Source organism: Dyella tabacisoli (assembly GCF_003350925.1).
In the GTDB taxonomy this organism is placed as follows: Bacteria; Pseudomonadota; Gammaproteobacteria; order Xanthomonadales; family Rhodanobacteraceae; genus Dyella_C; species Dyella_C tabacisoli.
In genome coordinates, this window is sequence record NZ_KZ857173.1 from 62,465 (window position 1) to 85,199 (window position 22,735).

Consider the following 22,735-nt stretch of genomic DNA (forward strand, 5'->3'; position numbering starts at 1 on the left):
TAAAGCGCAGCTGCCAGCGGAGACGCGACCTGAAGAACCCGCTCCCTCCATGTAGGCGAATCCGATTCGACGGAAGTTCGGACTATCGTGTCCAAGGGCTTGCTCCGATTCGCGCCCATGCCTTATCCGACACGCCCCACCCGGCGCAGCGACGATCCAAGAACATCTTGCGGTGCTTCTTCGACGAGTTCATTCAACTCCGGCGGCAACGGCCGCGCCTTGAGGGATTGCGCCGACTCACTCCACGAAGCGCAGGCTACAACGATTCGCGCCTGTGCAACGAGCGTTGCCGCTGCCGCGCCGAGTACGTGAATGGCGTACATGTATTCGATCGTCTTCTCGGATTTGCGCACCACCAAGAGGTGAATTTCCAGCTCGTCGCCAAACCGGGCAGGCTTCAGGAACGAGCATTGAGCGTCTATGCGCGGCCAGACCCATGCATGGTCGGCGCGATGCAGCGTCAATCCCAAACTGCGCAGGAATGCCGCCTCGGTGATCTCGCAGTAGCGGAAAAAGTTCGAGAAATGAACCACGCCGGCGCTATCCGTCTCGTGGAACTCCACCAGGCGTCTTAGTTTGAATTCGAATGCCATAGTGTTAGCGAGAACCGATCGGTGTCGTTGAGGATTCGCTGCGCAGTTTTCGCTTCAACTTCTTTCCGGTCAGCCCCACATGCTCATGGGCGCTTTGCTTGAGTATCGAAGTGAATACCGGGTGCCCCCAGCTTTCCATAAGCTTGTTGATGCGTGGCGCAAGCTCGCCGACGGTGTCTTCTTCGCGTGGCTGCAATTCAACCAAAAGGGTCAGCGCCTTGCCTTCCGAACCACTCACTTCGACCACCGTACATTCAAATACTTCAGGTACGTGGCGCATGATCCGTTCTTCCAGTGCGCAACTGAACAGGGTGTCGGCACTCAGGTCGATCCGGTCCGAAATACGGTCGACATGGAAGTATTGGCCATCGTCCGCACGATAAGCCAGGTCGCCGGTAAGCCAATAGCCTGCCAGCCGGGTGCGCTGGGTGGTCACTGAGTCGTTCCAGTATCCAGCGGTCACCGATGGCGAACGCACACCAAGCAGACCGACCTGACCAGGCTTGACCAGTGTGCCCTGCGTGTCGAGGATGGCCACGTCGATCCAGTCGAACGGCAGGCCGATGCAACGGCCATAGTTGTCAGTGTCCAGGGAGTGGACATTGCGGAAAATGGCATAGCCGAATTCCGAGGCACCGAAGTTATCGATGAAGAGCGAGCCTTTGCGGCGTATGCCTTCGACGGAACGACTGCCTTGGCGCACCAGTTTCCGAATGTGAGACTCGTGGTTGGCATCGCCGGTACTCAGCCACCACGACACCGAACTCAGGTCATAGGCGTCCAGATCGAGACGGCAAAGATCGACAAAGACTTTAGGAAATGCGGCGAACATCTCCGGCTTGAACTTCTCGATGGCGGCGACCAGGCTCGCCGGATCGCGCTGGCTCTGCAGCAATATCTGACCGCCGCGTAGCAAGATCGACATCAGCACCGAAATGCAGGATGCGTGAGACAGCGGCAGCGTGCACAAAACCCGTCCGCCCATCGTCTTGCCGAACTGGCGCCGCACTCCGTGGAAGAATCCCTGATGATTGAATTGAACGGCCTTGGGGATCCCGGTTGTCCCGGAGGTATGGGCCAGCAGTACCGGATCGTCATCGTGATGGCGGTAGGCGGCGACCGATTTGGAGGCATCGGCGAGCTCAATGACGCCGAAGTCGTATAAAGAAACAGTTTCTGGCAAAGCTTCGGTATGGCTCAAGATCTCGATGCGTGCGGCATCGGCGATGACGGCTACAGCACCGATGCGGGCGATATAGGCACTGGCGATATCGCCCGATAGACCGCTATTCAAGAAGGCAGGGATCGCACCGATATGGTTCAACGCCAAGTAGCACAGCAGATAGCCGGCACTTTCATCGAGATAGACCGCCACCGGATCTTTGGCGCGGATGCCTAAATCGAACAGGCTTGCCGCGAGCCGGCAGCTCAGCACCTTGATTTGCAATAGCGACAATTCATCAAGGCTTTGCTCTCCCTGCACCACCAATGGTTTATCGAGAAAGATCTTGGGCGCCCTGACATCGGTGGTGGCGCAAGCATGATCGAGAAAATTTCCCGCACCGATCGTCTCAGGCGGTGTGGAAATGGTCGTCGCAGAGAGCGATCGCGTCGGTGTCACTGTTGTGCGCCTTTTCATAGGGTGATGATCGAGGTCGACGCCATCGATTCCATGTCAACGATCTTGCTTTCGTGAAGGAAGCCTAGGCTTCCAACTCGGCGGGAACGGCCTCACTACTGCCCAGCATCTGGGTGGCCAGGGCACTCAGCGCACGGCGATTGGGCTTATTGTTTGCGGTCAACGGCATGGTCTTGAGAGCCAGGTAGAAGGCTGGCCGCTGATAGCGATCGAAATGCTGTTCCAAGATGTCTGCCGCCGTACTTGCCATCACTTCAAAACCGCCCTGGTCGAAACCGCCCTGGCCGGCATGCAGAAAGAGCACCGAGCGCAACTCGCCAGCGGCATCCTGCGCACTCACTAGATAGGTATCGCCGAGCTCCGGTGCGTGCCGGGCCAGTGTGTTCTCGATTTCTACCGGCACCACCCAGCGTCCGAAAATCTTGAAGCGGTCATCCTCCCTGCCATGGAAATACAACCGGCCGGAGAGATCCTGGCTAAACAGATCGCCAGTCCGGTACCAGCCTGGACCGAGCAGCGAATCGGCAAACTGCCTGTAGCTTGCATCGCGCTTGCTCCAGTAGCCAAGGGCTGCGCTGGATGCCTTCACCAGCAATACACCTACCTCGCCAACGGCAACCGTTTGGCCATCCGCATCCACAATCGCCGTCTGCCAGTCGCCGACGATGCGGCCGATGCTTCCGGCTCCTGCAGCATCTGGATAGGTGGTAGCGAAAACGTGACACAGTTCGGTCGCACCGATACCGTCATGCAGGGGAAAGCCGAAGCGCGCCGACCAGGCGCGCGAAATCACCTCCGACAGAGGCGCACCCGCCGAAAATGCCAGGCGGACCGCGCATTCATCCGCCTGCAGCGGGCTGTCCAGCAGCATGCGATAAATCGTTGGCACCGCGAAGAAAACATTCGGACGACAGCCGCGAAGATTCTCGACCACGCTATCGATCGTCGGCCAGCGCGAATCGAGCAGCGCGGTCGCCCCGAGATACAGCGGGAAGAACAAACTATTACCCATGCCGTAGCCGAAGAACGTCTTGGGGACGGAATACAACACGTCATCCGTCTTCAACCCAAGCTGTCGACTGGCAAACTGTTCGCAGGCGGCGAGAATGTTTCCAGCCGAATGAACAACGCCCTTGGGCATTCCCGATGTGCCGGATGTGTATTGAATGCAAACCGGATGCTGTTTCTCACTGCGCACATAGGCATCCCAGGTGACGCCGGCGCCCAGCGGTTGCCACGCTGAAAAATCACGCATGCCCGCCGCGTCGACGCAGGTATGCGCAATCTTGCCCGCCGCCTCGCAAGCAAGCCTTGAAACCTCAACGCGGCTGCTCTTTCCGAACAATCGTATCGGCGCACAATCTCGCAGCACATAGGTCAGTGCATCCGTATCCATGCTCGGATTTAGTACGACCGGCATCGCGCCCATCGCCAGACTGGCGAAGAAAATCACCGCAAGCTCAGGACTATCGTCCATGGCAATCGCTACGCGATCGCCGGCAACAACACCTAGCAACAACAACGCCGAAGCAGCACGCCGAACTTCCGCGTCCAAACGTGCGTAGCTGATATCGCCTGCCGGTCCGATAAAACAGCTCTTCTCACGCCACCTGTTCATGGAAACCAGCCGCTCGGCCAGGTTGACGCCAGCATTCAACTCCGGCCCTTGCGCAAGCTGAGAGGCAGTGATGCCGCCAGACGCGAGACTTGATCCAGATACCGACGGCAAAGCCGGCAACCGGCTCGTGCCCGCCAAGGCCGAAGCGAGCCATTGCGCGACTTCGATCGACTGCTCGGCATTCAGTCGCGGATCGCACAGTGTTGTGTAGGTGCGCTCCAGGTCGGCTTCAGAAAGACCGGTACTGCCGCCGATGCACTCGGTCACCGGCTGGCCGGTCATTTCAAGATGCACCCCACCGGGATATGTACCTATGTTGCGATGGTGTCGCACATAAGCTTCGATCTCCGCGACGATAGTGCCGAAATCCCTGGTCTTGATGCCCTTCGCCGTCTTCAAGCCATTGCCGTGCATCGGATCACAAAGCCATCCCACCTTGCGTCCCGCGCGGTTAACCGCCTCAAGCAGCGAGGGCAGCCGATCAATCGCATTGAAGCCGAGGCGGGCGATCAAGGTCAGGCGCCCTGGCGTGTTGTCTGGGTCGAGTCGCTCGATCAAGCGCAACAGTTCGCCCTCATCCATGCCCGGACCGACTTTGAGCCCGATGGGATTCGCCACGCCGCGCAGAAATTCGACGTGAGCCCCGTCAAGTTGCCTGGTTCGATCACCGATCCACAGGAAATGTCCCGAACACGCATACCAGCGCCCGTCATCCTCATTGAGGCGCAGCAATGACTGCTCGTAAGGGAGCAGCAGTGCCTCATGGCTGGTGAAGTAGCCGGCCGCATCCAGTTGCTCGTCGTCCGAACCCAGGATACGCAGGGAGTTCAGCGTAGCGGCGGCCATGTAATAGGCGATTTCCATCCGCGCCGGATCGTGACGCCGCGCCTCGGGCGAAAACTGATTGCCGTTGATGATGTCCCCGCGATAGCTGGGCAGTTCGATATCCCCCAGGCGCTCGCTCTGCTGGCTGCGTGGCTTGGCGTACTGGCCGGCTATGCGACCTATCCGCACGACGGGGCGTTGTGTAGCCTGGCTTATCCGCGTCGCCATATCGCTCAGCAAGCGGTAATGGCTACCGATCATTTCCGGCTGAAAGTCGTTGAAGCTTTCGGCGCAGTCGCCGCCTTGAAGCACGTATGCATGCCCTGCCGCCGCCTGCGCCAACCAGCCATGCAACTGTTGAATTTCAGCCACCGACACAAGGGCGGGATAACCGCGCAAACGTTCCTCTACGCTGGTGCAATCGGCTGACGATAAATAGTGCGGAATCTGGTCGCTGCGATACGCTCGCCAACTATCCGCAGACCATCGTGAAAGATCAGTAGCCATAGTCGACACGCATATGATGTGTATGGCCCCGACGTCCCGTCTCCCAGGCAAACCACCCCAGATTTAGACTTCTATCGGAGAATGAAATTACTGCTCCAGTGCGTGCCGGAGGTTCGGCGCCGCATGGCTGTCAGGTAACGGCAGGGTGAGGCCGGGCGCTGCAAGAGATAGGTTCTGGATACCGCTCCAGACGGCATCGAGCATGCCGCTGCGTTTATTGATGATGTCGATGCCCACAGCCTTGGCACGTGCGCGTGCATCCCGATCGTGCCGCGTCATCCTGGTAAGGATGGAAAGCATGGTCAGCGCATGGTTTTCATCTTCTTCAATGTGAAGCTTGAAGAATTCAGTCGCATCGCTGCCGAAATCGTGAGCGACCAAGGCGCTCTGGATCGGGCGATAAATCAACGGGACAATCGCCTCCGCCCCAAGGCACAAGGCCGCCAGACCGTTGATCGGGTCCGGCGAGCGACAGTATCCAATCATCGTACGCACCACATCTTGCGTTTCAGCAAGGGGCGGCTGACTGGCTGGATCGGCCCCGACGGTGCGCAGCGATCGCTGGAAAAGTTCGGCGTGGGTGACTTTATCGTCGCCATCAAGCCCCATTTCCTCAAGCAAATTCTCCATCAGACAGTGGATATCGTCCATGCTCGACATCCGACTTATCAATGCGCAGAGATAACGCGTGAAGTGCCGTGAGTAGTGGTAATGCTGAATAAGCAATATCCGTAAATCGGATATATCGACCTCACCCCTGGACATCGCATTGAGCATGGGATGATCGGCCAGGCACGTTAAATCCGCACTTTCGAACCATTCGGACCAGATCGGACTCAGCACCGATACGGCAGCGACCGGTGCGTCACTTATTATGCTGTTCACTGTGCATGCCTTTTAATAATGCGATGGCGTGGCGAAATTGACCTGACTAATGAGTAATCAAACAAGAGTGAGACACCTGCTGACACCACCCATCCATCAAAAACAAATGCCGGCAGCCAATGATCGATACGGCATAAATTCAAACGATTATTTATCCCGGTTATAGTTGCGCAACTTCTTGCCGCCTGGTAGACGCGTCGTAGACATAAGCGGTATTCAAAAAACGCATAGCAGTCCGCGCCCCGTATTTCCAAGTCGCTTGGAAATAGAGCGTGGTGGCGAGGCGGCGCTAACCGGAGTTTTGGACAGTTCTAAACGAGAGTCGGGCCGCTTCCGGGTCGGTCAGCAGCAGATCCAGGCGATGGACGTGTGTGCCGATCGAATCGACCACAAAAAAAAACCGATAGCGCCTGGGCGCTATCGGTTTTTGGTACCGCTAAAGCAAACGGACGGCGATGTCTTACTTCGCCTCCTTCTCCATCAGCTTGTCGACCAGGTTGGCCGGCACTTCTTCGTAATGATCGAATTCCATCGTGAACGTGCCGCGGCCACGGGTGGCCGAGCGCAAGAAGTTGATGTAGCCGAACATTTCCGCCAGCGGCACGAAGCCCTGCACGGACGCCTGCAAGCCCTTCTGCCCCTGGTCGCTGACCGTACCGCGGCGGCGGTTGATATCACCGATCACGTCGCCCAGGTAATCAGCCTCGGTGACCACTTCAAGACGCATTACCGGCTCAAGCAGCTTCGGCTTGCTCATGCGCTGCGCTTCGCGGAAGCACTGACGGCCGGCGATTTCAAACGCCAATGCCGACGAGTCGACATCGTGGTATTTGCCGTCGATCAGGCGTGCCTTGAAATCGAGCACTTCGTAGCCGGCGATCTGGCCTTCGCGGGACTCGACCATGATGGCGTGCTCAACGGCCGGGATGTACTCGCGCGGCACGCGGCCGCCGACGATTTCGTCAGAGAACACCACACCGGTGCCTGCCGGCATCGGCTCGAAGATCACCTTCACTTCGGCGAACTGACCCGAACCACCGGACTGCTTCTTGTGCGTATAGGTGTGTTCGACGGTGTTGCCGAACGCTTCGCGGAAGCTGACCTTGGGCTTGCCCATCGTCGCATCCACGCCCAGCTCGGTGCGCATACGGTCGATGGTCACTTCCAGGTGCAGCTCGCCCATGCCCTTGAGCACGGTCTGTCCGGTTTCCTTATCCACTTCCAGGCGCAGCGAGGGGTCGGCCTTGACCATCTTGTATAGCGCGGTGGACATCTTGTCGATGTCGTTGCGGGTCTTGGGCTCGACCGAGACGCTAATCACCGGATCGGGGAAGCGCATGCGCTCCAGCAGGGCCGGATGAGCAGGGTCGGACAGCGAGTCGCCGGTCTCGGTCTCTTTCATCGAGACGAACGCGCAGATGTCGCCGGCGCGCACTTCATCGATGTCCTTGGAGGCGTTGGCCTGCACTTCGACGATACGTCCCACGCGCTCTTTCTTGCCGCGGGTAACGTTGAGCAGGGTGTCGCCCTTCTTGATGACGCCGGAGTAGATACGGCAGAAGGTCAAGGTACCGAACTGGTCGTTGATGACCTTGAAGGCCAGCGCGCGGGCCGGGGCTTCGTCGATCACGCCTTGGTCGCCGATGATATGGCCGTCCTCGTCCACCATCGCGATACCGCCGTTCTCACCCGGATACGGCAGGTAATCGACAACCGCGTCCAGCAATTGCTGCACGCCCTTATTACGGTAGGACGAGCCGCAGAACACCGGCACCAGTTTGCCGCTGACGCAGCCCTTGCGGATGCACTTCTTGAGCGTCTCCTGATCGTATTCGCCGCTCTCGATCAGTTTCTCGAATGCGGCGTCGTCCATAGCCAGCGCGCGCTCGATGGTTTCCTCGCGCAACTTGGCCAGGTCGGCTACCCATTCCTTATCTACCGTGGCGGTAAAGTTCACGCGGCCGGCGATCTCATCCAGCGGCACGGTGTCCCACGGGCTGTCTTTGTCGTCGCCCTTCCAGATATAGCCGACGCCGGCAACCAGGTCGGCCATGCCGATGAACTCATCGTGGCTACCCAGCGGCACCTGGCAAAGCAGCACATTGGCGCCCAGGCGCTCGCGGATGCCTTTTACGCAATGCGCGAAGCTGGCGCCGATGCGGTCCATCTTGTTGATGTAGCACACGCGCGGGACGTTGTACTGGTCAGCCAGGCGCCAGTTGGTTTCGGTCTGCGGCTCCACGCCGGCCACGCCGTCGAACACCACCACGGCGCCGTCGAGCACGCGCAGGCTACGATTCACTTCGATGGTGAAATCGACGTGCCCTGGGGTGTCGATGACGTTGATCTGGTGGCCCTTCCACTCGGTGGACACGGCCGCCGACTGAATGGTGATGCCGCGTTTGCGCTCTTGCTCCAGGTAATCGGTGGTGGTGGAGCCTTTACCGTCCTTGGTGTCGTGTACGTCGACGATCTGGTGCTTTTTGCCGGTGTAGTACAGGACACGTTCGGTGGTGGTGGTCTTGCCGGCATCGATATGAGCAATGATGCCGATGTTGCGGTAAAGCGAAAGCGGTTTCTGACGCGCCATGAGGCCGGTTCCGATTGGGTTTGGGTAAACGGCTGATTTTACGCCAAACCGCGACTTACCGCAGCGGTCTATGTATTACACCGATATCCCCCGTCCAAATAGCATGCTCCCTACCCCTTTACGGGCCGATGACGCCTCTACGCAGCCCAATCGTGACCGCATGGGTCCGGTCCTTGGCATCAAGCTTGGCCAGAATACTTTTCATATGGGCCTTGACCGTTTCCTCGGAGATCGCAAGCTCAGCGGCGACCGCCTTGTTGGAGTTGCCGGCGGCGACGCAAGTCAGCACGGCGATCTCGCGCGGAGTAAGCGCGTCATCGACGGCATGGTCGGCGATCTCCATGGCGATCTCCGCTGGAATGGCCCGCTTGCCCGCATATAGATGGCGGATGGTGTCCAGCAACTCTTTGCGGAGCGCGCTTTTCAGCAGATATCCCTGGGCGCCGGCTTTCAACGCGCGCAGCGCCTGCACATCGCCCTTGTAGGTGGTCAGGACCAAGATGCTGGCCGCAGGAAATTCCTTGCGAATGAGGGTGATAGCATCGATCCCGTTCATCTCGGGCATCTGCAGATCCATCAAGGTCACATCCGGCCGATAGCGGCGAAACTGCTCCACGGCCTCACGGCCGTTGCTGGCTTCAGCCACCAGCACCATGTCCGGCTGCCCTTCGATGACGGCGGCGATCCCCTCCCGCAGCATCGGGTGATCGTCAACCGTAAGGATTCGAATGCGCGATTCGGCCTGACTCATGTATACCTTCCTCCGCTTACGATACGGCGTAACCAGTTCAACCACGATCGATTGCCGTCGCAGTAAACGGCATGGGCGGGAACGCGCAAGTCCACTTCGGTGCCCGAACCTGCGCCTGCCCAGATATCGAGGGTGGCGCCTATTCGCGTAGCGCGCTCGCGCATCCCGGCCAGACCCCAATGTCCCGGCTTGCGGCCGTGCTCAAGAATAATCGGATCGATACCTTGGCCATCATCGCGCACACGCAGGCGCAAATGATCGGTGGCGTGATCTATCTCCACTTCAATGGCGTGGGCCTTGGCATGCTGGAATGCGTTGAGCAGCGCCTCTCTCCCGATTCGATAGATTTCCTCGCGCACGATGGGGTTCAGTACGCGCGTGGCGCCTCCCACGATGACGCGAAAGGCTACCGGATAATCCTGCGCCAGTTCCTCGCCAACCAGGGCCAGCGCGCGCGGAAGATCCCGAATGGTTTCAGCGGTTGTACGCAAGTCGCGCACCCGGTCGCGGCCTTCGATCAGCACGTCGTCGGCGCGGTCGAGCGCTTTATCGATCATCAAGCGAATAGGATCTCTGGCGGGAATCCGCTCCGCCACCGCCTGGAAGCGCAACACCAGACCTTGAACGGCCTGCAGCAAGGTGTCATGCAATTCACGGGCAATTCGTTCGCGCTCAGCGTGGCGCTCCTCCAAGCGGTCATGCAGCAGCATGGTCATTTGCCGCAGACGCAGTAAGAAAAGCATCAGCAACAAGGCAAGGCCAACGAGTACGCATAGCACAGTGAACCAGCGCGTCTGGAAAAACATCGGCGTAATGGTGAAATCTATGGATGCGCCTTGCCGGTTCCACAAGCCATCGTCATTGGCCGCGATCACGCTGAAATGGTAAGCACCCGGTTCGAGGTTGGTATAAAACGCTTCGCGGCGATGGCCGGCGTCCTGCCACTGATCGTCGACACCATCGAGTTTGTAGCGAAACTGCACGCGTTCGGGAATCGACAGACTCATGGCGGTGTATTCGATACGCACATTGGTGGTGCGTTCGGGCAAAGTCAGTACAGCAGACGGCATATAACTGCGGCCCATCGCCGTAAGCGAGCGGATCGCAACCGGCGGAGGGACCATGTTGCTGCGGATCTTCGCCGGGTCGATCCACGCCACGCCTTGATTGGTGACAAACCAGAGCCGCCGGTCCGAGTCCACCGCCACGGTGGGCGTTTCATTGGCCTGCAGCGCCACGCCGGGTAAGCCGTCCTGGTAATCGAATAGCCTGTAATCGAAGCGTTCGCCAGGGTGATCGAAAGCGTGCTGAAAATCCTTGGCGAAGATGCGTACCACCCCTTTGCTGGTGTTCAACCACACGTCGCCGTTCTCAAGCTGGATGATGCCCGAGATACCGCTAAATGCATCGATAGTCTGGGATGGAATCGATTGAAAGCGCCCGTGATAGAAACGAGCCAACCCGGATTCGCCACCGACTAAGGGGATGGCCCGCGTGGGATCGATCACGGTGATATTGCCTATCTGCAAGCCATCCCTGGAGGAAAAGCTACGCACCGCGGTACCGTCGAATACGGCGACGCGGCTATCGGAGTAGCCAAACCACACATCGGAACCGGTGCCCATGGCAATGCTGCCTGGAATCAGCGAAGTCAGCTTGGGATCGACGCGCCACGGGGACCATTTTCCTGCGCTGAAATGGAAAACACCCCGATCTACCGAAGAAACCCAAAGTCCGCCCTGGCGATCGGACGTCATCGCCCGGCGCTTTGTATACGGCTCGCTATCAAACAACGGAATCTTGGCGGACCGGCCATCGGCCACGCGCAGTAGCTCAAGGCCGCTTAGCCACAGCACCCCGCGCTCCCCTTCGAGAACGGCCTGAACGTCTGGCAAGCCGTGCATCACGGCGACCGGCTGGGTGTGGTCCATGCGATACAGCGTGCCGCGATTGGCAATCCATACCACCCCCTGGCTGTCTGCTGTCAAGCCAAGACCCGACGACGGCCCCACCACGCTAAGGTCTTTAAGCACCCCCACGCTGTTGCGGCGGAAGCTGCTGAGACCGAGATTGCTGCCAACCCAGATGGTCCCCTCCCTGTCTTGCAGCACCGGTACGGCGATATCCGAAGGTAGGCCGTTCTGCCGATTGAACACCTCCGTCATTTCATCGGAACGCACCGCATGTCCGTCGTGGTTACGCTCAGGTGCGGCCAATTGATAAACGCCGCCGCGATTGGCATCCGTGGCCCAAAGCTGCCCTTCGTCATCGAACAGCATCCGCTTTGCGTGAGCAAAGGCGGTACGCGGCAAGTCATTGCCTGCATCGATGTCCCGATCTACGGCGGATAGTCCAGGCAAAGGCCGGGTGCCATGAACGTTATCGGATATCCATAACAGCCCATTCGGTGCGCGTGCGAGTATCGCGTAGCGCCCCGTCTCGATGCCGGTGCGCTCGAACTGCCGCGAACCTTTGCGCAGGAAAACCATGGTCTCGCCGGTCGTGACCCAAAGCGTTCCGTCGGCATCCAGCAAGAGCCAGTCCGCCCGTTTCACCGGGAAATTCCAGTCCTTCCCAACGACCTGCCAGCGCCCGCCTTCGAAACGCACCAGACCGCCTGATGTCGCAGCCCAAAGTGTCCCGTCGCGGTCCTGCGCGAAGGCGAAAACCATGGCCTCGGGGAAGCCGTCCTGCAAGGCATAGTTCGTCATCCGGTCGCCCTTGATGACGCATGCCCCGCCGGAGAAGAAGCCGATCCATAGGTCGCCATTGGGCAACTGGGTCAGTGCGGTAATGTTGTTCGACGGCAGTCGTTCGCCGGAGGGCAGTTCAAAGCGCTCGAATTTCACGCCGTCGAACCGGTACAGGCCACTGCCGGTACCCAGCCACAGATAACCATCCTTGCCCTGGATCATGGCCCAGATGTCAGCCGGCGCACCGTCTTTAAGTGTCCAGGTGGAATGATGAAACAGGCCACTGTCGCGATTGGCTTCGGCGGCGAAAACCGGGCACGCGAACGAGATCGACAGCACCAGGGCATATACAGCAGCAAAGACATACCCGATTGCCGATGTTCGTTTATTAATCATGACCGCCTTGATGTGTTCGTCGTCGTGAAAGCGATCTGGATAGCCTGTCTGGCCCGAATCGAAATCACCCTAATGGGTTATCCACCACTCCCCCGCTTACGGATTTACGCCCTGGATTGGCACCGTTAGCCTCCTGGGATGCAACGCCTCTTCTCCATGTTTCCCCTCGGTGGTCCGGGCATGGGCCTGGTGCTGTTGCGGCTCTCGCTGGCCAGTTTGCTTGTGCTCGATCGCGATAGCGTGGGCAGCGCACTGCCCGATCAGGTCATCCTAGCTTGCCTGATAACCGTGGCCGCAGCGGTACTGCTTGGCCTGCTGACCCCTATCGCGACATCGATCAGTTTTCTTGTCGGCTGTCTCGCACTTTTCCATGCGGGCATTTTCGGTACGTGGTACGCCTCGCTGACTCTACTCAATGCCATCGCCTTGTTTTTGCTTGGGCCAGGAGCGTACTCGCTGGATGCGCGTATTTATGGGCGCCGCATTCTGGTTCTCCCATCCAAGAAAAGCTAGGCCAATGCATAAGCCAAAACACTGTCTTTGCTTTTGATCTCCCTAAATCGAGGTAGTCATCACCCCCGCTAACCGGGATTTTGCGACGGCGCCGATCGCGTCACCATCTGCGCAGGCCACTCCAGACGCCCTGACTTCGCCTCAGATGCGATCGAGGGGCTCAAGCGTTTTCGGCAACCATCTGTCATTCGAGCAATGACCTCGCGATCGCTCTTGATCGGTCCATCCCAAGGAGACTAAGTATGTCCATCACCGCTACTCCCACTCCCGGCTCCCAGCTACTGACGCCGAAAGATCACGCGCTGATCCTGATCGATTTCCAGTCGCAGATGGCCTTTGCAACACACTCCATCGACGCAACTACGTTGCGCAACAATGCTGCACTGGTGGCGCATGCGGCTGCCAGCTTCCAGGTACCGACCATTCTCACCACGGTCGCGGAGAAAAGTTTTTCGGGGCCGATGTTTTCGGAAGTGACCGATCCTTTTCCCGGGCTGCCGTTGCTTGACCGTACGTCGATGAACACCTGGGAAGATGCCGCCGTCATCAAGCGCGTCAACGAGATCGGCAAGGGCCGCCTGGTGTTCGCCGGCCTGTGGACCTCGGTGTGCATTGTCGGCCCGACGCTTTCGGCGATCGAACAGGGTTACGAGGTCTATGTCATCGCCGATGCCTGTGGCGATGTCTCTGCCGAGGCGCATAACCGTGCCCTTGAGCGCATGATCCAGGCCGGGGTGCGTCCGATGACGTCACTGCAATACCTGCTTGAGCTGCAACGTGACTGGGCGCGAACGGAAAGCTATGCCAGCACCACCGGTGTCGCCAAAATGTTTGGTGGCTCCTATGGCCTTGGCATCATTTACGCGCAAAGTATGTTCAGCGCGCACGAAGGCTGACGACTGCCTGGGCGGCCGTTCACGCGGCCGTCGATTTCTTCTACCGCAGACGGGATGCTCCGATGAAACCCTATCTTTTCTCGCTTGCCGCCGGCTTGCTCGTAGGCATTATCTATAGCCTGCTCAATGTCCGCTCGCCGGCACCGCCGGTGATTGCGCTGGTCGGCTTGTTTGGCATTCTCGGCGGCGAACAGATTCCACCGCTGGTCAAGCACTTGCTGCACCGGGATACCTCCACTGCGGCCTGGGTGGGCGATCAGGTCAAGCCCCATATGTTCGGCCAGCTTCCCGTGTGCAAGCGTACGTCCGACACACCCCCGGATAACGAGTTGAAGTCATGAATGCGCCAAACCTGATTCTTCATCACGGTCTTTTCACGACACTCGATCCCTCGCTACCGAGCGCAAATGCCGTGGCGCTGACCAACGGCGTATTCACTGCCGTCGGACGCGATGAAGAGGTGATGCAACTCGCCGGCCCCCAAACGAAGCTGATCGACCTCAAGGGGCGCCGCGTACTGCCGGGTCTGATCGACAACCACCTGCATATCATCCGTGGCGGCCTCAACTTCAATATGGAGTTGCGCTGGGACGGCGTGCGCTCGCTCGCCGACGCCATGGCGATGCTCAAGCGCCAGGTAGCCATCACGCCACCGCCGCAATGGGTACGCGTGGTCGGCGGCTTTACCGAACACCAGTTCGCCGAGAAGCGTCTTCCCACGATCGACGAACTCAATACGGTCGCACCGGATACTCCGGTATTCCTGCTGCACCTGTACGACCGCGCCTTGTTGAATGGCGCCGCATTGCGCGCGGTGGGCTATACCAAAGAGACACCCGAGCCGCCGGGCGGCCAGATCATTCGCGACAGCGCAGGCAACCCGACCGGTCTGTTGCTGGCCAAACCCAACGCGGCGATTCTTTACGCCACCCTGGCCAAGGGGCCGAAGCTGCCGATCGAGTATCAGCTCAACTCCACTCGCCACTTTATGCGCGAACTCAATCGCCTTGGGGTCACCGGGGCGATCGACGCAGGCGGCGGCTTTCAGAACTACCCTGACGACTATGCCGTCATTCAGCAACTTGCCGACGATGGATTGCTGACCATCCGTCTTGCCTACAATCTTTTCACGCAAAAGCCCAAGGCGGAAAAGGAAGATTTCCTCAACTGGACCCGCACCTCCAAGTACAAGCAGGGTGACGATTACTTCCGTCACAACGGCGCCGGTGAAATGCTGGTTTTCTCGGCCGCCGACTTCGAAGACTTCCGGCAACCCCGACCGGACATGCCGCACGACATGGAAGGCGATCTTGAGCAAGTCGTGCGCGTGCTGGCCGAAAACCGCTGGCCCTGGCGCATGCATGCCACCTATGACGAGACGATCAGCCGTGCGCTCGATGTCTTCGAAAAGGTCAATCAGGAGATTCCACTGCAAGGGCTGAACTGGTTCTTCGACCATGCCGAAACGATTTCGGAGCAGTCGATCGACCGCATCGCGGCACTCGGCGGCGGCATCGCCGTGCAGCATCGCATGGCTTATCAGGGTGAGTATTTCGTCGAGCGCTACGGCGCAGGCGCGGCCGAGGCGACACCGCCGGTCGCGAAGATCCTGGAAAAAGGGGTCAAGGTATCCGCCGGCACCGATGCCACGCGCGTCGCTTCTTATAATCCATGGGTTTCGCTGGCATGGCTTATCACCGGCAAGACGGTCGGCGGTCTTAGCCTCTATCCGCGCCGCAATTGCCTGGATCGCGAGACAGCCTTGCGCATGTGGACAGAGAACGTCACCTGGTTTTCCAATGAGCAAGGCAAGAAGGGGCGCATCGCGGTGGGCCAGTTGGCCGACCTGATTGTCCCCAGTCGCGACTTTTTCACCTGCGCCGAAGATGAAATTGCCGATATGACCTCCGAATTGACCATCGTCGGCGGCAAAGTGGTGTACGCGGCTGGCGAGTTCTCGCGCCTGGACACTTCGGCTCCGCCACCGGCCATGCCCGACTGGTCGCCGGTGCGAACATTCGGCGGCTATGGCGGATGGGGGGATGCCAAGCGCGTTGCGTCTCCTTCGCTGCGACAAGCGGCCGCCATGCAGTGTGGCTGCACGCATGCCTGCGGGGTCCACGGTCATGACCATGCCAATGCGTGGTCGAGAAGTCTTCCCATCGCCGATCTCAAATCATTCTGGGGGGCATTGGGCTGTGCATGCTGGGCTGTTTGACTGCGCATCTATTCAAGCCGGGGATTAGGCCATGACTTCCAGGTCACCGAAGTACTTATCGCTAATTTCTCCACTGCGTGCCGCGTTCACGACTCGGGTCGTGCATGGGCTGGCTTTATTGGGATTGTGCGCGGCCTATCTGCAAGGTGGCATCGATAAGGTCATGGATTTCAACGGCGCAATCGCCGAGGTGAGTCACTTCGGACTTGCGCCGGCGATGCCCATCGCCGCTGCAACGATTTGCCTCGAACTCGGTGCGTCGCTATTGATACTTAGCGGCTTCTACCGTTGGGCCGGTGCGCTGGCACTCGCCGGTTTCACCGTCTTCGCCACCTTGCTGGCGAATCGCTTCTGGGACATGCCGCCCGCCGGGCGGCTGATGGCAGCGAACGGCTTTTTTGAGCATCTCGGCCTGGTCGGCGGATTCCTGCTGGTCGCGTGGCATGACTTGCGAGAACGCTAGTCGGCGCGAGACGCCATGCCGACTCATTTCAAAGATCTGATTCTTTCGTTTTACGCTACAGAGGATTTCCCGATGCGCATCAAGTCTCTCTTTCTTGCCACGATATGGAGTATCGGCACGCTCGCGCTAGGCCAGCTTGCCTTCGTAGCTCCGGTACAGGCGCGAACGACATCGAATACGGCCGCTGTTGCGGTGGGCTCGCAGTACGACACCACGCATGTTTACGTGGCGTCCGCAGATGTCGATCCATTCGTAACCAGTTTCCTGGCGACGTTTGGCGGCCAGAGCACCAAGCAGGTCGTGGCGACCGTTACGCCGACACCCAGCAGTACCACGTCGCAATTGCTGCAGACGCCGGTAGGGACGGTTTCTCTGTTCGGTTTCAAAACGGGTATTCCTTATCCGTTTGGCGCAGAGCGCACTGGTTACCTGGTAACCGATATGGACACGGCGATCACTGCCGCACGCGCCGCGGGCGCCGATGTGATCGTCTCGCCGTTTCCTGATCCGATCGGTCGTGACGCGGTGATTCAATGGCCGGGCGGCGTCAATATGCAGCTTTATTGGCACACCACGCCGCCGGCCTATGCGGCATTTCAGACCGTGCCGGAGAACCGCGTCTATATCTCACCGGATCGCGCGGCCACATTCATACGGAGTTTTGTTGCTTTCTCGCACGGCAAGATTGCATCCGACGACGCGCACGCGCCGGGTATCGAGATCGGCCGCCCCAACGATACGTATCGCCGCATCCGCATCGAGTCGACCTTCGGCAAGATGACGGTCCATGTCACCGATGGGCACCTCCCCTACCCCTATGGGCGTGAGCTGACCGGCTATGAAGTGACCCATCTCGGCGACACGCTGAGCAAGGCCAAAGCCAGCGGTGCGAAGGTCTTGGTGGAGCCATACAGCAGCGCTGGGCGCGATGCCGCCCTGGTCCAGTTTCCGGGTGGTTATATCGCTGAAATCCATGCCGTTGGCGGCAAGTAAAGCGCGTGCATGTGGGATCTCTCTTTAAAGAGACACCCTGGGTGCTGGTCTGCGCCGTACTGCTGCTGAGTCTTCCGGCAGCAGCGCAGACCAGTACAGCGCAAACGCCGGCCACCGCCTCGGTACGCCCATCGATCCGGTCCAATCGATGGCAAGAGGATTGGTCGCCACTGGCCGATCCGGCCTTGCGGACGCAACCCGGCGATAGCCTCAAGTACATCGCGCTGAATGCGGACAACTCCCAAAGCTATGTGTCGCTAGGCGTGAATCTACGCGAACGGCTGGAATACAACGGCGTGTCTGCCTTCGCGGTCGGCGACTCCCGCAAGAACACTTATCTGCTGCAACGGCTTCAACTGCATGCAGACGTCCATTTCAACAAGCAATGGCAGTTATTTGTTCAATGGGAGGACGCGCGGGCGGTCGGCAAGCAGATCACTACCCCGGTAGATCGCAACCCCGTCGATCTGCGCCTGGCCTTTCTTGCCTATTCAAACAGCTTTGCCGGCGGAACATTCAAGGCACGCGTGGGACGGCAGGATTTCGCTTTCGACCTGCAGCGCTTCGTGTCGCTGCGGGACGGACCCAATGTGCGTCAGTCGTTCGATGCGCTCTGGGCCGATTGGGAAACCGGAAGCTGGCGTTTCATCGGCTTCGTCAGCCAGCCCGTTCAATATCAGGACAAGACATCATTCGATGACACGTCCAATCGGCATTTTCGCTTTGACACCTTGCGGGTCGAGCGGCTGGTTTTCGGCCATGACGAACTGTCGGCTTATTACTCGCTGTATATGCGCGACAACGCCAAATATCTCGATGCCGCGGGTCGCGAGCGACGGCAAGTATTCGATGTCCGTTTTGCCGGTGGATGGCAAGCCTTCGATTGGGATCTCGAAGCCATGGGCCAGGGTGGCCAAATCGGCAACAAAGACATCCAGGCCTGGGCGGTCGGATGGCGCGCCGGCTACAGCCTCGCCGAACAAGCTTGGCAACCGCGCCTGGGGCTGCAATTCGACGTCGCCTCTGGCGATCGCCATCGAAACGATGGCACGGCTGGTACGTTCAACCCGTTATTTCCCAATGGCTATTATTTTTCGCTGGCGGGATACACCGGCTACGCCAACCTTATTCACGTGAAACCCTCGGTGACCCTCAAACCGTTGGCGAAACTCACCTTGCTGAGCGCCATCGGATTGCAGTGGCGGCAAACCACCGCCGATGCCGTGTACACACAGCCCAATGTACCGTTACCGCGAACAGCCGGAGAAAAAGGACGCTGGACGGGTTGGTACGGACAAGTGCGCGCGGACTATGCCTTCAATGCCAACATCGCAGCGGCCGTCGAGGCCGTGCACTATGCCGTCGGCGATGCCATTGCGCGGGTCGGCGGCCACGACAGCAATTACCTGGGCATCGAATTCAAATACACCTGGTGAGAGCTTTGATGCCCCAGGTGCAAGCAGTGCTGTTGAAAGCATGACGCCTATCAGCGAGACGGAAATAAAACCATGAAACCTACGGTTCCCCTACTTCTAAGCATCAATGCCGGCTATGTCGATACCGCCGGCTTTCTGGCACTGCATGGACTGTTTACTGCGCATGTCACCGGCAACTTCGTCACGCTCGGCGCTTCGCTGGTACTGGGTACCACCGGGGCCATCGCCAAGCTGCTGGCGCTGCCGATGTTCTGTGTCGTCGTCGTACTCGTCAGGCTGCTCAGGTATGGCTTCATCGCTCGCCATATACCCGTGATGAAAACGATGCTGATGCTGATGCTTCTGTTGCTCATCATCGGTGGAGCGTTGGCTATCGGATATGGTCCGTTTACCGAAGGCGATAGCGCAAGCGCGATCATTACCGGACTCACGCTGGTATCGGCCATGGCGATCCAGAATGCGGCCCATCGCGTACATCTGGCCAGCTCGCCGCCCTCGACCCTGATGACGGGTACCACCACGCAGATCATGCTTGATCTGGCCGACAAACTGCACGGGGTGCCCACTGACCAACGCGCCGCCATCCATACCCGGCTCTCGCATATGGCTGCGAGCGTGCTCGTCTTTGCGCTTGGCTGCGCGGCGGCGGCGCTGAGCTATGCGCTGGTCAATGTGTGGTGCTTCGCGATTCCGCCGCTGTTTGCGATCTTCGCCTATGCCACTTACGAGGAAACGCCGGCCTGATCGACCGGCGTTAGGTTTGCATCGGCTAAGACGTCGTTTAACGATGCCCTGCCTAGCCCTTTGCGAACGCCAGCAGATCCTTGTTGAACTCGTCCTGGTGGGTCGAGACCAGGCCATGCGGCGCGCCGGGATAGACCTTCAGCGTGCCGTGCTTGAGCAGCTTCACGCCAGCTTTGGCCGAAGCATCGATAGGCACGATCTGATCGTCATCGCCATGGATCCACAGCACCGGAACCTGGATCTTCTTGAGGTCTTCGGTGTAGTCGACCTCCGAGAACTGTTTGATGCAGTCGTACTGGCCCTTGAGGCCGCCCATCATGCCTTGCAGCCAGAACGAGTCGCGCAAGCCCTCCGATACCTTGGCACCGGCACGGTTGAATCCGTAGAACGGCGTGCTTAGATCTTTGAAGAACTGCGAACGATCATTCCATACTCCGGTGCGAATGCCATCGAACACATCTTTCGGAAGGCCGCCCGGATTGGCCGCCGTCTTGAGCATCAGCGGCGGTACCGCCCCTACCAGCAAGGCCTTGGCAACGCGCGAGGTGCCGTGACGCCCCATGTAATGCGCGATCTCGCCGCCGCCGGTGGAATGTCCGACCAGGATGATGTCTTTCAGATCCAGCTTCTCGATCAATGCCGCCAGGTCATCGGCATAGGTATCCATATCGTTGCCGGAGAACGTCTGAGTCGAACGGCCATGGCTGCGGCGGTCGTGGGCAATCGCGCGATAGCCGTGCTCGCTCATGAACATAAGCTGCGCATCCCAGGCATCGGCCGACAGCGGCCAGCCGTGCGAGAACACTACCGGCTGCCCCTTGCCCCAGTCCTTGTAGAAGATCTCGGTACCGTCTTTAGTCTTTATGGTGCTGCTCATCGGATGGTCTCCAGCATGGTTAGTAGCAGATGGTGAAGGGAATGCATTGGCCGTCATCGACAGTAACGGCATGGCTATACCGGCAGCGGTAGTAGCGGCCAGGCCAACAAGAAGCTTTCGTCGCGGCACACTGATCTGTTCGACGGTTTTGTCCGTACTCATACGGGTTGTTCCTCGCGGAATGGCTAGAAGGTGAACATCGATCGTCGACCGTCGCGAAGCTGAAGCTGCGTGGCGTAGCATCATTTATGGCGATTCAGCGGCAAACGAGAGCAAGGTGATGTTGCTCCGCTCAGGTCCAACTGCGCACCCCCAATAGACCTAATGAGACGATCCCCAAATCGAGGGATCGAACGGCGAATTCCACCGCCACTGGAAGCAGTGACCGCAGTCGACCACACTACCCCTGGGCGCAACCGATGCGCCCATCCCAAGGAGCCTTACATGAAGGCAGCGGAATTGTTCGTGAAGGCCCTGGAAGCCGAAGGCGTGCGCTGTATCTTCGGTGTGCCGGGCGAAGAAAACCTCGATATGGTCGAGGCACTGCATCACTCATCGATCCGCCTCATCGTCACTCGCCATGAGCAGGCCGCCGGCTTTATGGCGGCGACCTGGGGCAGGCTTACCGGCAAGGCCGGCGTCGCCCTGTCGACGCTTGGTCCCGGCGCCACCAACCTGGTCACCGCCGCTGCCTATGCCCAGCTCGGCGCGATGCCGATGTTGATGATTACCGGACAAAAACCGATCCGCACGCACAAACAGGGCTTGTTTCAATGGGTCGACGTCGTCGACATGATGCAGCCGCTGACCAAATACACTCGCCAACTGGTATCCGCGCCGACGATTCCGGCACGGGTCCGTGAAGCGTTCCGGCGCGCGGAGGAAGAACGCCCCGGCGCGGTACATCTTGAATTGCCCGAGGACATCGCCAGCGACGAAGTGGCCGAGGCGATCCTGCTGCCGACCGGATATGCGCGGCGCCCTTCCCCCGATGATGCCGCGCTGGTGCAGGCCGCCGAAGCGATCAGCAGCGCCAGGCATCCGATTCTGATGATCGGCGCCGCAGCGAATCGCCAGCGCACCACGGTGGCCTTGCGCGCCTTTATCGACAAACTGGGCATTCCATTCTTCACCACTCAGATGGGCAAGGGCGTTATCGACGAGGATCACCCACTGTGGCTGGGTAACGCGGCGTTGTCGGACGGCGACTTCGTGCATCGCGCCATCGACGCTGCCGACGTCATCATCAATGTCGGCCACGACGTGGTGGAAAAGCCGCCGTTCTTCATGCACAAGGGCCGGCGCACGGTGATTCACATCAATTTCTCCTCCGCCGAGGTGGACACCGTTTACTTTCCGCAGATCGAAGTGGTCGGCGATATCGCCCACACGGTAGAGCGGCTCACCGACGCGCTACAAGCGCAGGCGCATTGGAACTTCGCGTTCTTCGACAAGGTGCGCCAGGCATTTCATGCCCAGTTGTGCGGAAACGCCGATGACGCCCGCTTTCCGATGCACCCGGTGCGGATCGTCGACGATACCCGCAAATACATGCCCGACGACGCCGTGCTATGCCTGGACAACGGCATGTACAAGATCTGGTACGCACGTTATTACCGCGCGCGCCAACCCAATACGATCCTGCTCGACAACGCGTTGGCGACGATGGGTGCCGGCCTGCCTTCGGCGATGGCGGCCAAGATGGTCTATCCCGAGCGCAAGGTGCTGGCGATCTGCGGTGACGGCGGTTTCATGATGAACGCGCAAGAGCTGGAGACCGCCGTGCGCTTGAAGCTCGACCTGGTGATTCTGCTGCTGCGCGACGATGCCTACGGAATGATCCGCTGGAAGCAGGCCGAGCTTGGCTACGCCGACTACGGCATGGAATTCGGCAATCCCGATTTCGTCGCCCTCGCCAAGGCACATGGCGCGCATGGTCATCGCCCGGCCAGCGCCGATGAATTTCTGCCTACGCTGAAACACGCGTTCGATGCCGGCGGCGTGCACCTGATCGACCTGATGATCGATTACTCCGACAACCATCGCATCCTCAATGAAGAGATCCGCCAGCTCAGCGCGGCGGTCTGATCGTGTTCAG

At 59.4% G+C, this 22,735-nt stretch carries 17 protein-coding genes; 9 read left to right on the plus strand and 8 right to left on the minus strand.

Features of this window, described 5'->3' with window-relative positions; all coding sequences use genetic code 11:
* Nucleotides 1-122 precede the first annotated feature (122 nt).
* The 7 genes from DVJ77_RS00220 to DVJ77_RS00255 form a co-directional block, all read right to left on the minus strand.
* A complete protein-coding gene (locus DVJ77_RS00220) occupies nucleotides 123-593 on the minus strand; it encodes an acyl-CoA thioesterase (RefSeq protein WP_114843476.1) in 471 nt (156 codons plus the stop codon).
* A gap of 4 nt (nucleotides 594-597) precedes the next feature.
* Nucleotides 598-2,214: a class I adenylate-forming enzyme family protein gene (locus tag DVJ77_RS00225; protein WP_162791295.1), complete on the minus strand. Its 1,617-nt coding sequence runs from the start codon at nucleotides 2,212-2,214 to the stop codon at nucleotides 598-600.
* A gap of 82 nt (nucleotides 2,215-2,296) precedes the next feature.
* On the minus strand, nucleotides 2,297-5,182 hold the full coding sequence (locus DVJ77_RS21335; protein WP_225427673.1) for a 3-deoxy-7-phosphoheptulonate synthase: 2,886 nt from the start codon (nucleotides 5,180-5,182) through the stop codon (nucleotides 2,297-2,299).
* An 87-nt stretch (nucleotides 5,183-5,269) separates the two neighbouring features.
* Nucleotides 5,270-5,959, minus strand: coding sequence for an iron-containing redox enzyme family protein (locus tag DVJ77_RS00240; protein ID WP_114844163.1), 690 nt, complete (start codon nucleotides 5,957-5,959; stop codon nucleotides 5,270-5,272).
* A gap of 568 nt (nucleotides 5,960-6,527) precedes the next feature.
* On the minus strand, nucleotides 6,528-8,657 hold the full coding sequence (fusA, locus tag DVJ77_RS00245) for an elongation factor G (RefSeq protein ID WP_114843478.1): 2,130 nt from the start codon (nucleotides 8,655-8,657) through the stop codon (nucleotides 6,528-6,530).
* A 118-nt stretch (nucleotides 8,658-8,775) separates the two neighbouring features.
* Entirely contained in the window at nucleotides 8,776-9,408 is a 633-nt protein-coding gene (locus DVJ77_RS00250) for a response regulator (RefSeq protein WP_114843479.1), read from the minus strand.
* A complete protein-coding gene (locus tag DVJ77_RS00255; RefSeq protein WP_114843480.1) occupies nucleotides 9,405-12,497 on the minus strand; it encodes a sensor histidine kinase in 3,093 nt (1,030 codons plus the stop codon). The genes DVJ77_RS00250 and DVJ77_RS00255 overlap by 4 nt, the downstream gene beginning before the upstream one ends.
* Nucleotides 12,498-12,635: 138 nt before the next feature.
* Between DVJ77_RS00255 and DVJ77_RS00260 the strand changes: the two genes are divergently transcribed.
* The 8 genes from DVJ77_RS00260 to DVJ77_RS00295 all read left to right on the plus strand — a co-directional run bounded on the left by DVJ77_RS00260 (nucleotide 12,636) and on the right by DVJ77_RS00295 (nucleotide 19,760).
* The gene (locus DVJ77_RS00260; RefSeq protein WP_114843481.1) at nucleotides 12,636-13,010 is read left to right on the plus strand and encodes a hypothetical protein; all 375 of its coding nucleotides are present in this window, start codon (nucleotides 12,636-12,638) and stop codon (nucleotides 13,008-13,010) included.
* 242 nt (nucleotides 13,011-13,252) lie between these two features.
* On the plus strand, nucleotides 13,253-13,906 hold the full coding sequence (locus DVJ77_RS00265; RefSeq protein WP_114843482.1) for a hydrolase: 654 nt from the start codon (nucleotides 13,253-13,255) through the stop codon (nucleotides 13,904-13,906).
* Nucleotides 13,907-13,968: 62 nt separating this feature from the next.
* Nucleotides 13,969-14,247 (plus strand): XapX domain-containing protein, encoded by a 279-nt coding sequence (locus DVJ77_RS00270; RefSeq protein WP_114843483.1) that lies wholly within the window; start codon nucleotides 13,969-13,971, stop codon nucleotides 14,245-14,247.
* Nucleotides 14,244-16,124, plus strand: a complete 1,881-nt coding sequence (locus tag DVJ77_RS00275) for an amidohydrolase (RefSeq protein ID WP_114843484.1) — start codon at nucleotides 14,244-14,246, stop codon at nucleotides 16,122-16,124. Before DVJ77_RS00270 ends, DVJ77_RS00275 begins: the two co-directional genes overlap by 4 nt.
* A 31-nt stretch (nucleotides 16,125-16,155) precedes the next feature.
* Nucleotides 16,156-16,587, plus strand: a complete 432-nt coding sequence (locus DVJ77_RS00280) for a DoxX family protein (protein ID WP_114843485.1) — start codon at nucleotides 16,156-16,158, stop codon at nucleotides 16,585-16,587.
* 72 nt (nucleotides 16,588-16,659) lie between these two features.
* Entirely contained in the window at nucleotides 16,660-17,580 is a 921-nt protein-coding gene (locus DVJ77_RS00285) for a glyoxalase (RefSeq protein WP_225427675.1), read from the plus strand.
* A gap of 11 nt (nucleotides 17,581-17,591) precedes the next feature.
* Nucleotides 17,592-19,016 carry an alginate export family protein gene (locus DVJ77_RS00290; protein WP_225427677.1) on the plus strand — a complete coding sequence of 475 codons (1,425 nt, stop codon included), beginning with the start codon at nucleotides 17,592-17,594 and terminating at the stop codon, nucleotides 19,014-19,016.
* Between the two features lie 72 nt (nucleotides 19,017-19,088).
* Nucleotides 19,089-19,760 (plus strand): YoaK family protein, encoded by a 672-nt coding sequence (locus DVJ77_RS00295; RefSeq protein WP_114843486.1) that lies wholly within the window; start codon nucleotides 19,089-19,091, stop codon nucleotides 19,758-19,760.
* 52 nt (nucleotides 19,761-19,812) lie between these two features.
* Here the strand turns inward: DVJ77_RS00295 and DVJ77_RS00300 are convergent, their stop codons facing one another.
* A complete protein-coding gene (locus DVJ77_RS00300; protein ID WP_114843487.1) occupies nucleotides 19,813-20,637 on the minus strand; it encodes an alpha/beta fold hydrolase in 825 nt (274 codons plus the stop codon).
* A 444-nt stretch (nucleotides 20,638-21,081) separates the two neighbouring features.
* On the opposite strand from DVJ77_RS00300, the gene DVJ77_RS00305 reads away from it, so the two are divergent.
* Nucleotides 21,082-22,725 carry an acetolactate synthase large subunit gene (locus tag DVJ77_RS00305; RefSeq protein WP_114843488.1) on the plus strand — a complete coding sequence of 548 codons (1,644 nt, stop codon included), beginning with the start codon at nucleotides 21,082-21,084 and terminating at the stop codon, nucleotides 22,723-22,725.
* Nucleotides 22,726-22,735: the final 10 nt, after the last annotated feature.